This is a genomic window from Pseudoalteromonas sp. NSLLW24, assembly GCF_015864725.1.
GTDB lineage: Bacteria > Pseudomonadota > Gammaproteobacteria > Enterobacterales > Alteromonadaceae > Pseudoalteromonas > Pseudoalteromonas arctica.
This window is the reverse complement of the sequence record NZ_JADYWQ010000010.1, coordinates 1-13,733: the sequence shown is the minus strand read 5'-3', so window position 1 is coordinate 13,733 and position 13,733 is coordinate 1. Positions and strand designations below refer to the sequence as shown.

Here is a 13,733-nt window from a genome sequence, read left to right as displayed (position 1 = left end):
ATTTAGTGATATTAGCTCAATTGTCCAGTCTAATACTTGACGACAAGAGTTTGAAATACTATTTTAGCTTACAGTTGTACGCTGAGATTGAGAATTATGAATAAACCACCGATTATTTGGACAAACGTCCTATTTTTTAGCCTAACCTTTTTGGCGGCTGCCACACTTGTACCTTGGTACGCCATTAGCTACGGATTTACCAGCGCGCATTGGATTGCTTTTGTAGGCTGCATGTTTTATGCGGGCTTATCAATTACTGCCGGCTACCATCGATTATGGGCACATAAAACCTATAACGCACACCCTGCAGTTGAATTTATTTTTGCGCTTGGCGGTGCTTTTGCACTACAAAACAGTGCTTTGCATTGGAGTAGCGATCACCGTATACATCACGGTCAAGTTGACGACCCAATAAAAGACCCTTACGCGGCTACCAATGGTTTTTGGTATAGCCATATCGGCTGGATGTTACGTGACTACCAAGGCGATAGCTACAACGACTATAGTAATTGTCGTGATTTACAACGAAATAAAGTCGTTATGTGGCAACATAAGCACTACTTGAAACTAGCTATTGCTATGAACGTAGGTTTGCCTCTTGCACTTGGTTTATTAGTTGGTGATGTGTGGGGTATGTTAATTCTTGCAGGTTTACTACGCTTAGTACTAAGCCAACACTTTACCTTTTTTATAAATTCGGTTGCACATATTTGGGGCTCTCGCCCATACACCGAAAAAAATACGGCACGCGATAACGGCTTTTTAGCGTTATTTACATACGGTGAGGGGTATCACAACTTCCACCATATTTTTGCAAGCGACTACCGTAATGGTATTAAATGGTTTCATTACGATCCAACAAAATGGATGATCCGCTCTTTAGCTGCTGTTGGTTTAGCTAATAAACTAAAGCGTACACCTGTTGAACGTATCGAAAAAGCAAAGGCTGAAACGCTAATGAGCAAAACGCAAACGCGTCTTGCAAAATTGCCTTTAGCACAAGATAAGATTACATTATTACAACAAGAGTACGATTTACTGCTGAAAAAACTGCAAAATTATTGTTCACTACAAAAACAAGTGTTAGAAGTTAAAAAAAATAACATGGCAAAGCAGTGTGAACGCTCAGCATTAATGGCACAATACCATGAGTTGGAAGCCGCCTGGGAAAATCAAAAACAGGCATGGCTAGCACTTAATGCGAGGTTATTAAAAGCCTCTTTTAATTAATTTAGGAGTGGCTGTGGCCAAACAACCAGAACAAAAAAAAGTACCCGTGACATACCAATATGATGCAATAATTATTGGCACGGGTCCTGGCGGTGAAGGTACCGCCATGAACCTTTCAAAAAACGACAAAAAAGTAGCGGTTATTGAACGCCAAGAATCAGTTGGTGGCGGTTGTGTACATTGGGGAACAATTCCTTCAAAAGCGCTTCGCCACTCTGTTAGCCGCTATATTGAATACAAAGCAAATCCGTTATTTAATGTTGGTGAGCGCCCTAGCCGCTTAACATTTCCTGATATTTTACGTCACGCAAGTTCTGTTATTTCTAAGCAATCTAATTTACGTAGTAGCTTTTACGATCGTAACCGCATTCATATGTTTCAAGGTGATGCGAGCTTTGTAGATAAGCACACGATTGAAGTAAAAAGAAATGATGGTTCAACTGAGCGACTGACTGCTAAAACGATTGTTATAGCAACCGGCTCACGCCCTTATCGCCCACCAGAAGTCGATTTTACGCATTCTCGTATTTACGAAAGCGACACTATTTTAGGTCTTAAACACGACCCTCACCGCGTACTTATATACGGCGCTGGTGTAATTGGTTGTGAGTACGCTTCTATATTTAAAGGTTTAGGCGCTAAAGTTGATTTGGTTAATACACGCGACCGACTACTTGCTTTTATGGATGCTGAAATATCTGACGCGCTTAGCTATCACTTTTGGAACAGCGGTATTGTTATTCGTCATAACGAAGAGTTTGACCGAATAGAGACCCGTGACGACTGCGTTATTATGCATTTAAAATCAGGCAAACGCGTAAAAGCTGACTGTATTTTATTTGCTAATGGCCGTACTGGTAACACTGATACATTAAACCTTGAAGCCATTGGTTTAAAAGCCGATAGCCGTGGCCAATTAAAAGTTAACGAAACATATCAAACAGAAATTGATAACGTTTACGCTGTAGGTGATGTAATTGGCTATCCAAGCCTTGCAAGTGCTGCGTTTGACCAAGGTCGTATAGCTGCTGATGCAATTGCGTGTGGTAACTGCGACGACAGACTGATTGTTGATATTCCGGCCGGTATTTATACCATCCCAGAAATGAGCTCAGTCGGTAAAACCGAGCAAGAGCTTACAGCCGCTAAAGTACCATATGAAGTTGGCCGTGCTCAGTTTAAGCATTTGGCACGTGCGCAAATTGCTGGTACTGAAGTAGGTAGTTTAAAAATATTATTCCACACCGAAACCAAAGAAGTACTTGGCGTACATTGTTTTGGCGAGCGTGCCTCTGAAATTGTTCACATTGGCCAAGCTATTATGGAACAAAAAAATGGTGGCAATAATATCGACTACTTTGTAAATACCACATTTAACTACCCAACCATGGCTGAAGCCTACCGTGTTGCGGCATTAAATGGTTTAAATCGCTTATTTAAATAACTGCTTAACTAAGAAGTTTTAAAAGCCTTTATAAATAGGTAACAAAAAACCCGCAACTTAGCGGGTTTTTTACTTTTAAACAGTTTTAAAGTTTATTTAAGTAGCTATTACTTATGGTACTTAGCACTTAGCTCATGTACTGCATTAATGAATACACCAGCATTTTCAGGGTCTACATCTGGTGTAATACCGTGGCCTAAGTTAAACACGTGGCCATTGCCTGTACCGAAGTCTTCTAAAATAGTGTCTACTTCTTGGCGAATACGCTCTGGTGTACCGTGTAACATAGATGGGTCCATATTACCTTGTAGAGCTACTTTATCACCCACACGGCGTTTAGCGTCGCTAATATTAATAGTCCAATCAAGACCAATTGCATCACAACCTGTTGCTGCAATAGCTTCAATCCATTGACCACCATTTTTAGTGAACAAAGTAACCGGTACTTTACGACCATCGTATTCACGAATTAAGCCATCTACAATTTTATGCATATATTGCAGTGAAAATTCGTTGTAATCGCGCGGGCTTAATACACCACCCCATGAGTCAAATACCATTAGCGATTGCGCGCCAGCTTTAATTTGAGCATTTAAATAATCAATAACTGAGTCAGCTAACTTATCGAGTAATAAATGAAGTGTTTGCGGCTCTGCAAACGCCATTTTTTTGATTTTACCAAATACTTTGCTGCTACCGCCTTCAACCATATAAGTTGCTAGCGTCCAAGGTGAACCAGAAAAACCAATAAGCGGTACTTCACCTTTAAGTTCACGACGAATAGTGCTTACTGCGTTCATTACGTAGCCAAGCTCGTCTGTAGGATCTAACTTTGGAATTTTTTTAACATCAGCAAGTGATGAAATAGGACGTTCAAACTTAGGGCCTTCGCCAGTTTCAAAGTAAAGACCTAAACCCATCGCATCTGGAATCGTTAAAATATCACTAAATAATATAGCGGCATCTAACGGGTAGCGACGTAATGGCTGCAGTGTTACTTCACATGCAAGCTCAGCATTACGGCACAGGCTCATAAAATCGCCCGCTTGTGCACGTGTAGCGCGATACTCTGGTAAATAGCGTCCTGCTTGGCGCATCATCCATACCGGAGTTACATCAACAGATTGTTTTGCAAGTGCACGTAAATAACGGTCGTTTTTTAATTCGCTCATGGCGTAAATGATCCTAAGACTTGTATAAATTGTGCAAGATTGTACCACCATATTCTCCGACCCTCTATTGCTTAGGGACGAAAACAGCTTTACCTAGAGGCAGATCAATATAATGGCGTGCCTTAATCCATTTTGACTATAAAACAAGCAAAAAAGAATAACATTTAAAACTTTTTATTAATATGTTTGCAACATCACAAAAACCTTGTTATTGTTTGTCCCGCGTTAACAAAAACAATAATAAAAATCTTAAAACAATAAAAATAAATGTTTTAAAATAATAACAATAAAAATCATCTCATAAAAATAAGAAAGCTTGTTATAACAAGTCACTGAAAGAAATTAGACCACCGTAACTGGTGGTTTTTTCTTGCCTAAAATAAAATCCCTCGCCTTAGATTATATAAAAAGGTACACCCCTCAAAGTAGCTCAACTTTACTTGTTGATATACTCGCAAATTAAATATATCTTGATGTACATAAACTTATTATATTCTAATTGAAAGACCAACCCAGCTAGGAGAACAGTTATGCTGACGCGTGTAGAAAAAGCTCAACAAAAATGGGGTGGTAGCCACACAGTAATTGATAAATGGCTAAACGAACGCCAAGACCTTATTGTACTTTATTGCAAAATTGCAGGTTTTACGCCGTACGAAAAACAAGATCAAGCATTGCCAGAGCCAAAACTAATTGAATCATTTTGCCAACTTTTAATGGATTACCTATCTGCGGGCCATTTTGAAGTGTATGACGATATAGCAAAAGCATGTGAAAAAAAGGGCTTACAGAGCCAAGAGCTTGCAAACTCTATTTACCCGCGTATTTCCAGTACAACCGACATAGCGTTAGATTTTAATGATAAGTACGCTGAAGTAGACAAAGAAGACTTGTTAAAGGGTTTTGATGATGACTTGTCTGTTATTGGTGAGGCATTAGAAGCACGCTTTGCACTTGAAGATGAGCTTATTGATAACTTGTTTTCTAATCACGCAAACTAATATGTTATTTACGCATATTAAAAAAGGGACCTAAGGTCCCTTTTTGCATTTACACAATAAACTTATTATTGTGCTGGTGCTTCTTCATTTTGAATTTCAAGTAATTCAACTTCAAATACAAGTGTTGAATTAGCTGGAATCTTACCTAAGTCACGGTCGCCGTAAGCAAGTTCTGAAGGAATAGTGAACTTGTACTTAGAACCCACTGACATAAGTTGTAAACCTTCAGTCCAACCAGCAATTACGCGGTTAAGAGGGAAAGTTGTAGGTTCGTTACGTGCATATGAGCTATCAAACTCAGTACCGTCTAATAAAGTACCTTTGTAGTGTACTTTAACTACGTCTGTTGCTACTGGCTTTTCGCCATCGCCTTCGCTAAGTACTTCATACTGCAGGCCAGACTCAGTTACTGTAACGCCTTCTTTTTTTGCGTTGTCAGCTAGGTATTTAACACCCGCTTCTTTGCTTTTTTCAGACTCTACTTTTGCTTTTTCTTCTTGCTTAGTACGTACTGATGTATCTAGTTCAGTTAATACTTCGCGAATTTTTTCTTCGTCAATTTTTGCATTACCAGCAAGTGCATCTTCAAAACCACGGATTAGAAGTGCTTGGTCTAGCTCAATACCAATTTCTGTTTTGTCTGCTAAGTCTTTATTTAAAAAGTTACCTACAGATGCACCAATACCGTATGCTTGTTGCTGTTCTACAGTGTCTAATTTAACTTCAGCTTGTTCTTTTTTTGCTTCTTGATTACAAGCTGTAAGCGCTAAAACTGACGCTGCAATCAATGACAATCTAATCGTCTTTTTCATTTTAAATCTCCGACACACTTTGCAGTTGTCATTTTAATGTATTATTACTAGTTAAAGATTAACGGCCCACATGATAGGCTGCTTGTTTAATGACTAAATTCCACATTGTTAGCTAAACTAAAAACATATCCAGTGATTAGACAAACAACCTAGGCATTTAACGCGTCCTAGTCTAACCTCTCAGTCACTAAGAGTTAAGGGGAAATACCTGTAATATGTCGATATTTCGTACTTTTTTAATCGTATTTAGCTGTTTTTTAGCCATCGCCTGTACCGATAAAAAACAACACGCTGTAGCAAGTTACGAACATGCTGCACAAGGTGCGTTTTCATCAACACTTTCAAACGATGGTAAATACAGTTTGATCTCCTCTATCAACCATGGGGTCGCCCTGTGGGATAATCAACAGCAGGTACTAAAATACCAATGGTTTCAGCAGCAAGATCAAGACAGTTTGGTATACGCCGTTGCTATTGCTTTTGATAACAGCGTGGCTGTTACCGCCGAAAAAACCACGTTTGCTGTGTGGGATATAGCCACAGGCAAAAATAAAGGATATTACAAAATACAAAAAGCCAGTATTCGCGATATTGCTATTAGCAATCAAGGTCGTAGTGTTTTATACGGCCGTAGCGACGGCGTTGTCGTATTTGTAAACCTAGAAACCGGACGTCGTATTGAGTTTTTAGGTCATCAAGATAAAGTTAACACCGTTGACCTATCACCTAACGGACGCTACGCCTTAAGTGGTTCTAACGATTATGTTGCTTACTTTTGGGATACACGTACAGGGCAAGTAATTCATCGTTTTAATCACCCAACGCGTGTTACCCAAGTGACGCTCGATCCACAAGGTCGCTATGCGTTTACGGCCGACAGTATGGCACAAGCAAATGTATGGAAGCTGACTACAGGTGATCTTGTGAGTAAACTGAAGTATATTGCGCGTCAGAAAATTTTTACTGCTGTGCGCTTTAACGAACAAGGCACTTTGCTTGCAACCGGCTCGCCAAATAAGCGCGTAGATTTGTGGCAAATACCAAGCGGTGAAAAAATTCAAACTTGGCAGGTTACCCCGCGCGAAGGCAGTAAGCCTAAATCGGCGGTGGTGCTAGATGTGACATTTACAGATAACGGTAAGTCGTTGTTAACCGAAAGCTCCAGCGGTATCGCAGAGCGATTTATTATACGAGAGAATAATGAACACAATTGAACATCGCTTAATGGAACTTGAAGCCAAAGTGGCTTTTCAAGATGAGACGATTGAAGTCTTAAATGATGAAATAAAAGTGCACCAGCAACTTTTAGCAAAAATGAAACGCCAAACTGAGCTGCTAGCAGAAAAAATTAAAGAGTCGCAGTCATCATCGTCTATGATGTCTGAAGCACCTGAGCCGCCTCCGCCGCATTACTAAAACAGGTAAAAGTTAGGCAATAAAAAACCGGGTTAGTCGCCCGGTTTAAATACACCAATTACTTGTTCAAATTGGCGAGTAGACGCCTGAACAGCGTTATCGGGTTGCGCCATTTTATGACCACACTCAACACACTCTACTTTTTCAACATCATGTTCTCTGTATAGCATCATAGTATCCATGGCTTTGCAGTCAGGGCACGATGCACCAGCAATAAATCGCTTCTTTTGTCTCACAACATTTTTCCTGTGGTTTGAACTGCTGTCATTTTATCGTATAACTTCACTTGTTGATACGCTTGATAAGAGCATTAAGTTCTATGTTATGATAGCGCCAACTTAACAAGGGCACAGCAAAGTAACGCATTCATGATCCAAATCTCAGAAATAGAACTACTTCGTGGCGGTAAAGCCTTATTAAAAAACGCATCAGCTACGTTATTCCCAGAGCACAAAGTAGGCCTTGTTGGCGCTAATGGCTGTGGAAAATCAACGCTATTTGGTTTACTAAAATCAGAACTGCAACTAGATGCCGGTAACTGCAGCATTCCAAAAGATTGGTCTATTGCCTCTGTTAAGCAAGAGACACCTGCACTTGAAATAAGCGCGATTGATTATGTACTTCAAGGCCACCCAGAATACTACGCAATGCGCATAGCACTGCGTGAGGCCGAGAAAAATAACGATGGCGACACACAAGCCAAAGTACATATTCAGCTTGAAAACATTAAAGGCTACAGCATTGAATCGACCGCCGGTGAGCTATTACATGGTCTAGGCTTTGCCAATAACCTTATAGAAAACCCTGTAAGCTCGTTTTCGGGTGGTTGGCGTATGCGTTTAAACCTTGCCCAAGCATTAATACGCGACGCCGATTTACTACTTCTTGATGAGCCAACAAACCACCTTGATTTAGATGCCGTTTATTGGCTTGAACGCTTTTTACGCGCTTACACAGGCACCCTTGTACTTATATCGCATGACCGTGAGTTTTTAGATGCGGTGGTTGATCAAATTTGGCACGTAGATAAACAACTTATCAACGTGTACAAAGGTAACTACTCGCAGTTTGAGCGCCAAAAAGCAGAGCGTTTACTACAACAACAAGCGATGTTTGATAAGCAGCAAGATCAAATTGCACACTTAGAGCAATTTATAACGCGCTTTAAAGCAAAAGCCAGTAAAGCTAAACAAGCACAAAGCCGTGTGAAAGCACTTGAACGCATGGAAAAACTAGCGCCGGCACATGCCGACTCGCCATTTAACTTTGAGTTTGCAGAGCCAAAAGCATTACCAAACCCACTAATGACAATAGATAAAGCCAAAGCGGGTTATGGTGACGTCACTATTTTAAATAATATAGAGCTAAACCTTGTACCAGGTAGCCGAATTGCTTTACTTGGTCGAAATGGCGCGGGTAAATCAACGTTAATTAAACTGCTTTCTGGTGATTTAGAGCCGCAAGCGGGCGAAGTTATTCAGCATCACGGATTAAATATTGGTTACTTTGCGCAGCATCAGCTGGAATCTCTTGATTTAAAAGCCAGTGCAATAACGCACATACAACGACTAGACCCAAAAGCCACTGAGCAATCACTACGTGACTTTTTAGGCGGCTTTGCCTTCATTGGCGATAAAGCACTTGAGCCTGTAGCCCCATTTTCGGGCGGCGAAAAAGCACGTTTAGTACTTGCCATGTTGGTATATCAAAAACCAAATTTATTACTTCTCGATGAGCCAACTAACCACCTTGATTTAGAAATGCGCCATGCACTTGTTATGGCACTACAAGGCTTTGAAGGCGCTATGGTTACCGTATCGCATGATCGCCATATGCTTAAAAATACTGCCGATGAGTTTTACTTAGTAGATGACGGCAAAGTAACTCAGTTTGGCTACGACTTAGATGCATATTATCAATGGTTACTTAACGCGAATAAAGAAGCTGTTAAAGCGCAGCAAACCGACGAGCCTAAAGCAAACCCAGGTGTTAACCGTAAGGAGCAAAAGCGCTTAGAGGCTGAGTTTAGAAAAGCCACTCAGCCACTTAAAAAGCAAATTGAAAAGCTTGAAAAGCAACTCGATAAATTTACCGCCGAATTAAGTGAAGTTGAAGTGACCTTAGGTGATAACGAACTGTACAACGACGACAACAAAGCCAAGCTTAAAGAGTTATTAGCCAAGCAAGCAACCCTTACGCCTAAACTTAACGACGTTGAAGAAGAGCTACTTATGGCACTTGAAGAAATGGAAGAAAAAGAGCAGGCATTCGCCGATGAACTTGCTCAATAGCGACCATTTTTGGCAGTTTGCGTGCACCTTGTACGCAAAGCCTGATCAACAAACAACCTTGCTGGCACTACAAAACCAGCAAGGAAAAAACGTTAATTTATGCTTATTACTGCTTTATTTAGATTCATTAAATTTAAGTGTTAATGCCCAACAGTTAAATGAGTTAACGCAAGTAGTTAGTGAATTTGATACTTATGCATTACAGCCTCTGCGCGCTGCTCGTAGCTATTTAAAAGCTAATCAGAATACGATAAGTGATTACGCCACAATACGCGCAGAGTTACTAAGCACTGAGCTAAAGCTTGAAAAACAACAGCAACATATGTTGATTGAAGCAGTAAATGAGCTTGAATTAATCGAGCATGCAGAACCAAACAATATTGAGCTGTATATGAAAGCCACTTAGGCTGCGACTTTTTATACCCTCCTCCACTGCTCATTCTATTTTCTTTGTGCAAAAAACCTTTAAGTAATTTATTCACAAAGAGGTTAAGAGGCGCTTCGCTTTTAGAGGAAAACAAACTAGATTACTTAGGTAAAAATATAAATATTGAGCGGTTGTTTAGCTCAGCATTTTATTACCCTGCCCTAATTTTCTTCTCTTTTTCTTCTTTTTTCGCAAAGATCTTTAAGTAATTTACTCACAAAGAGGTTAAGAGGCGCTTCGCTTTTAGAGGAAAACAAACTAGATTACTTAGGTAAAAATATAAATATTGAGCGGTTGTTTAGCTCAGCATTTTATTACCCTGCCCTAATTTTCTTCTCTTTTTCTTCTTTTTGCGCAAAGACCTTTAAGTAATTTACTCACAAAGAGGTTAAGAGGCGCTTCGCTTTTAGAGGAAAACAAACTAAATTACTTAGATATAAATATTGAGCAATTTGTTGCTCTACCCTCATTTACTTCTCATTCTTTTCTCTTTGTGCAAAAAATCTTTAAGTGGTTTACTCAAAAAAGTTTAAAGCGCTACGCTTTTAGGTAAAGTGAAAAACTCTCTTAGCTCTCAGTGGTAATAACTTAGTAGCCCTTAAAGCATGATCTAAATCAACTTAGCTTCACCCCTATATCTGCTTATGTAAATAACTTGATCTCGATCACGTTGCGACCTGCAAACACCGCCTATGATTAACCCATCAACAACGAGGGGAACAACTCATGAACGTATTCTTTAGAGACTTTTTTACAGATCCAGTTTTATTTATGTCTTTTGGGTTTTTAACCATCGTTGTTTCTTTGTGTATATTTTTTGCTTTTTTCTTTTTGAAAAAAATACATGATGCAGAAATCCCCGAACAAAATTAAGCACGACGCACTAAAGCGCCTTATTAGTTTACTAGTTAGGCGCTTTTTATTTTCTGAAGCGAAAAATTTGGTACACTAGCTTTTCGTTTAATACAAAGTGCGTAGTACAAACATGATCTCTCAGTTCAAACCAGCATGGTGGATGACCAATCGTCACGTTCAAACCATAATGCCGCGTTTTTTCCGCCCATTTCACCACACTCGCTACGAACTTGAGCAACTTGATACACCTGATGGTGACTTTATTGAGCTCGCATGGTCACTTCCACATAACGAAACCGCTCCACTTGCCGTTGTTTTACATGGCCTTGAGGGCAATATAAATAGCTTTTATGCCAAAGGCATGATGAAGGCGTTAAAAAAGCAAGGTTATGCAGTTGTGCTTATGCACTTTAGAAATTGCTCAACTGAAGTAAATCGCCTGCCACGTGCTTATCACAGCGGTGACACCGCCGATTTAGCCTTTTTTATAAATCACTTAAAGCTGCAATTTCCTGAGCGCACTATGGTCGCTGTAGGTTTTTCGTTAGGCGGTAACGTACTGGCCAAATACTTAGGTGAACAATCACAAGCATGCCCACTAAGTGCTGCAGCGGTGGTATCTGCTCCTTATGATTTGTCGTCATCAAGCGATGTTATTCGTAAAAGCTTAGGTAAAATTTACCAAAAATATCTGCTCGATCGCATGAAAAAATCAATGCAGCGAAAGCTGCCACAAATTAAGCAGCAAATTTCACTAACACCAAAACAGTTAATGAAAATTGACGATTTATTAGAGTTTGATAATCAGTTAACAGCCCCTCTGCATGGTTTTGAAAACGCACACGATTACTATCGCAAAGCCAGTGCAATGCCGTACTTAAAAGATATCGCTATACCTACACTTATTATTCATGCCAAAGACGACCCTATGCTCTCAATTAAGGCCGTACCAAGTAGGCAAGACGTAAGTGAGCATGTTACGCTGCGCATCTCTGACAAAGGCGGACACGTTGGTTTTATTAGCGGTAAAAATCCGTTTAAGCCTATATTTTGGTTAGAGAAAGCCGTGCCATGCTATTTTGGGCAACATGTTTTAGGCAACGCAAACAAAGAGCAATTATGATTATCCCTTTTGAACAACTCGATAAAGATACACTATACAACCTAATAGAAAGCTACGTACTGCGCGAAGGCACCGATTATGGCGAAGTAGAAGCAAGCATCGAATCTAAAGTTAACCAAGTTAAGCTTCAGCTTAAAAATGGTGAAGCGATGGTGTTTTTCTCTGAATTACATGAGTCAGTTACTATTATTTCTAAGGGCGAATTTAAAGCGCTGCAAAGTGAAGAGCATCAAGCAGAGGCGTTTGATTAAGGTGTAGTACTTGTAACTTTTGAATTGAACGTACACAATGGCTTTTTACCCAAAGAGCCAAAACATGATAAAACTCAGCACTCTAGTGGTAGCCATATCACTAGCTTTAACTAGCCAAGCCCAAGCAGAACAAACAATAACAGCATCTGACAAGGCAATTAAACTCGCTAAAGACACCATTTTAATTGATACCCATATCGACGTACCTTATCGAATTTACGAAAGCTGGGTTGATGTAACTAAAGCGACAACTGATGGCGATTTTGACTACCCTCGCGCTGTAAAAGGCGGTTTAAATGCACCGTTTATGTCAATTTATATTCCTGCGCATTTGGAATTTGAAGGTAAAGGAAAAAGCTACCAACTAGCCAATCAAATGATTGATAGTATGGAAGCCATAGCCCAGCGCGCACCCGATAAGTTTGCTATTGCTAGCTCAAGTACTGATATAGAAGAGCAATTTAAACAAGGTAAGCTTTCTATAGCCATGGGTATGGAAAACGGCTCTCCTATTGAAGGGGATATGAAAAACCTTCAGCACTTTTACGACCGTGGTATTCGCTACATCACGCTAGCGCACTCGCAAAGCAACCATATTTCGGATTCGTCTTACGATATACGCCGTAAATGGAAAGGCTTAAGCCCATTTGGTAAAGAGCTTGTCACTGAAATGAATAATATTGGTATGCTAATCGATGTATCGCATATTTCTGATGATGCGTTTTATCAGGTTATGGATCTATCTAAAACACCCGTAATTGCCTCACATTCATCACTTCGTAAATACACGCCTGGCTTTGAGCGTAATATGAATGACGATATGCTATTGGCACTTAAAGAAAATGGCGGCGTTATTCAAATTAACTTTGGCTCAAGCTTTGTTACCGCTAAAGCAGGCAGTTGGGGCAAGCAGTTAAAAAACACAAAAGAGTCCGTTAAAAAAGACGGCACTAAATTAAGCAAAGATTTTGATGCTGCATACCGTGCTAAAAACCCATACCCATTTGCAAGCCTTGAGCAAGTACTTGATCATATTGATCACGTAGTTGAGCTAATTGGTATTGATTATGTAGGTATTGGTTCTGATTATGATGGAGTTGGCGATTCATTACCTATCGGTTTAAAAGATGTATCTAGCTACCCTAATCTTGTTCAAGGTTTAATGGACAGAGATTACAGCGACAAAGATATTAAAAAGATTCTTAGCGGTAATTTATTAAGAGTTTTAAAACAAGCTGAAGAGTATGCGAAAAAGCATTAAAGCTTTTATCATATATTAGTAATTGGCTAAAAGACCAAGAGCTAACTCAATATAAGCACGGCCTAGCCGTGCTTTTTTTATATCTAAGAGCTCAGTTATTTTCAGCAACCTTTTTCCTCGGGTTTCGTAAAACTCAACCTAAGCTACGGCAATAAAGCTATACCTAGGAGCAAATCACTTTTCTTCAGGCATTAAAAAAGGCCACCTGAGTGACCTTTTTCTAACAATTAACTTTAACGTTAATTATTACGCTTTGAACGTTGCTACAAAGCACCTACGCCTAAGGTAAGAGCGCCACCTTCATATGACACTTTTCTCCAGGCATTAAAAAAGGCCACCTGAGTGACCTTTTTCTAACAATTAACTTTAAAGTTAATAATTACGCTACGATAGTTGCTACAACACCAGCACCTACAGTACGACCACCTTCACGGATAGCAAAACGAAGAC

13 protein-coding genes and 1 pseudogene are annotated in these 13,733 nt (G+C 39.8%); 10 read left to right on the top strand and 4 right to left on the bottom strand.

Features of this window, described 5'->3' with window-relative positions; all coding sequences use genetic code 11:
* Positions 1-96 precede the first annotated feature (96 nt).
* Both I6E72_RS11870 and sthA read left to right on the top strand, forming a co-directional pair.
* Positions 97-1,230, top strand: a complete 1,134-nt coding sequence (locus I6E72_RS11870) for an acyl-CoA desaturase (protein WP_024589509.1) — start codon at positions 97-99, stop codon at positions 1,228-1,230.
* A gap of 13 nt (positions 1,231-1,243) precedes the next feature.
* The gene (gene sthA, locus I6E72_RS11865; RefSeq protein WP_033040546.1) at positions 1,244-2,674 is read left to right on the top strand and encodes a Si-specific NAD(P)(+) transhydrogenase; all 1,431 of its coding nucleotides are present in this window, start codon (positions 1,244-1,246) and stop codon (positions 2,672-2,674) included.
* A gap of 107 nt (positions 2,675-2,781) precedes the next feature.
* Here sthA and hemE read toward each other — a convergent pair whose 3' ends face one another.
* On the bottom strand, positions 2,782-3,846 hold the full coding sequence (hemE, locus tag I6E72_RS11860; protein ID WP_197112409.1) for a uroporphyrinogen decarboxylase: 1,065 nt from the start codon (positions 3,844-3,846) through the stop codon (positions 2,782-2,784).
* Positions 3,847-4,376: 530 nt separating this feature from the next.
* Here hemE and I6E72_RS11855 point away from each other — a divergent pair.
* On the top strand, positions 4,377-4,847 hold the full coding sequence (locus I6E72_RS11855; RefSeq protein WP_007582240.1) for an Rsd/AlgQ family anti-sigma factor: 471 nt from the start codon (positions 4,377-4,379) through the stop codon (positions 4,845-4,847).
* A 65-nt stretch (positions 4,848-4,912) separates the two neighbouring features.
* Here the strand turns inward: I6E72_RS11855 and fkpA are convergent, their stop codons facing one another.
* Entirely contained in the window at positions 4,913-5,659 is a 747-nt protein-coding gene (gene fkpA / locus I6E72_RS11850) for an FKBP-type peptidyl-prolyl cis-trans isomerase (RefSeq protein ID WP_007582243.1), read from the bottom strand.
* A 215-nt stretch (positions 5,660-5,874) separates the two neighbouring features.
* Here fkpA and I6E72_RS11845 point away from each other — a divergent pair, with 215 nt between their 5' ends.
* Together I6E72_RS11845 and I6E72_RS11840 are read left to right on the top strand one after the other, a co-directional pair.
* A complete protein-coding gene (locus I6E72_RS11845) occupies positions 5,875-6,873 on the top strand; it encodes a WD40 repeat domain-containing protein (protein ID WP_101162983.1) in 999 nt (332 codons plus the stop codon).
* Positions 6,860-7,075 (top strand): SlyX family protein, encoded by a 216-nt coding sequence (locus I6E72_RS11840; protein WP_007378900.1) that lies wholly within the window; start codon positions 6,860-6,862, stop codon positions 7,073-7,075. The genes I6E72_RS11845 and I6E72_RS11840 overlap by 14 nt, the downstream gene beginning before the upstream one ends.
* A 32-nt stretch (positions 7,076-7,107) precedes the next feature.
* On the opposite strand, the gene I6E72_RS11835 is transcribed toward I6E72_RS11840, so the two are convergent.
* Complete coding sequence (locus I6E72_RS11835) at positions 7,108-7,311, bottom strand: YheV family putative zinc ribbon protein (protein WP_007378899.1); 204 nt, start codon at positions 7,309-7,311, stop codon at positions 7,108-7,110.
* A gap of 132 nt (positions 7,312-7,443) precedes the next feature.
* Here I6E72_RS11835 and I6E72_RS11830 point away from each other — a divergent pair, with 132 nt between their 5' ends.
* The 5 genes from I6E72_RS11830 to I6E72_RS11810 all read left to right on the top strand — a co-directional run bounded on the left by I6E72_RS11830 (position 7,444) and on the right by I6E72_RS11810 (position 13,283).
* Positions 7,444-9,366, top strand: a complete 1,923-nt coding sequence (locus I6E72_RS11830) for an ATP-binding cassette domain-containing protein (protein WP_024589507.1) — start codon at positions 7,444-7,446, stop codon at positions 9,364-9,366.
* Positions 9,350-9,772, top strand: coding sequence for a TIGR02444 family protein (locus I6E72_RS11825; protein ID WP_169044557.1), 423 nt, complete (start codon positions 9,350-9,352; stop codon positions 9,770-9,772). The genes I6E72_RS11830 and I6E72_RS11825 overlap by 17 nt, the downstream gene beginning before the upstream one ends.
* A 1,006-nt stretch (positions 9,773-10,778) precedes the next feature.
* Positions 10,779-11,771, top strand: a complete 993-nt coding sequence (locus I6E72_RS11820) for a hydrolase (RefSeq protein WP_007582255.1) — start codon at positions 10,779-10,781, stop codon at positions 11,769-11,771.
* Positions 11,768-12,022, top strand: a complete 255-nt coding sequence (locus I6E72_RS11815; RefSeq protein WP_007582257.1) for a YheU family protein — start codon at positions 11,768-11,770, stop codon at positions 12,020-12,022. Before I6E72_RS11820 ends, I6E72_RS11815 begins: the two co-directional genes overlap by 4 nt.
* Before the next feature lie 64 nt (positions 12,023-12,086).
* Positions 12,087-13,283 carry a dipeptidase gene (locus tag I6E72_RS11810; protein ID WP_197112407.1) on the top strand — a complete coding sequence of 399 codons (1,197 nt, stop codon included), beginning with the start codon at positions 12,087-12,089 and terminating at the stop codon, positions 13,281-13,283.
* A 379-nt stretch (positions 13,284-13,662) separates the two neighbouring features.
* On the opposite strand, the pseudogene I6E72_RS11805 reads toward I6E72_RS11810, so the two are convergent.
* A pseudogene (locus tag I6E72_RS11805) lies at positions 13,663-13,733 on the bottom strand (elongation factor Tu); the annotation flags it as partial.

What these genes read in the sequence shown, in the direction of transcription:
- I6E72_RS11830 (WP_024589507.1), top strand. Translation starts at nt 7,444, where the DNA reads ATGATCCAAATCTCAGAAATAGAACTACTTCGTGGCGGTAAAGCCTTA.
- I6E72_RS11870 (WP_024589509.1), top strand. Translation starts at nt 97, where the DNA reads ATGAATAAACCACCGATTATTTGGACAAACGTCCTATTTTTTAGCCTA.
- I6E72_RS11855 (WP_007582240.1), top strand. Translation starts at nt 4,377, where the DNA reads ATGCTGACGCGTGTAGAAAAAGCTCAACAAAAATGGGGTGGTAGCCAC.
- hemE (WP_197112409.1), bottom strand. Translation starts at nt 3,846, where the DNA reads ATGAGCGAATTAAAAAACGACCGTTATTTACGTGCACTTGCAAAACAA.
- I6E72_RS11810 (WP_197112407.1), top strand. Translation starts at nt 12,087, where the DNA reads ATGATAAAACTCAGCACTCTAGTGGTAGCCATATCACTAGCTTTAACT.
- I6E72_RS11825 (WP_169044557.1), top strand. Translation starts at nt 9,350, where the DNA reads ATGAACTTGCTCAATAGCGACCATTTTTGGCAGTTTGCGTGCACCTTG.
- I6E72_RS11840 (WP_007378900.1), top strand. Translation starts at nt 6,860, where the DNA reads ATGAACACAATTGAACATCGCTTAATGGAACTTGAAGCCAAAGTGGCT.
- I6E72_RS11820 (WP_007582255.1), top strand. Translation starts at nt 10,779, where the DNA reads ATGATCTCTCAGTTCAAACCAGCATGGTGGATGACCAATCGTCACGTT.
- fkpA (WP_007582243.1), bottom strand. Translation starts at nt 5,659, where the DNA reads ATGAAAAAGACGATTAGATTGTCATTGATTGCAGCGTCAGTTTTAGCG.
- I6E72_RS11845 (WP_101162983.1), top strand. Translation starts at nt 5,875, where the DNA reads ATGTCGATATTTCGTACTTTTTTAATCGTATTTAGCTGTTTTTTAGCC.
- I6E72_RS11815 (WP_007582257.1), top strand. Translation starts at nt 11,768, where the DNA reads ATGATTATCCCTTTTGAACAACTCGATAAAGATACACTATACAACCTA.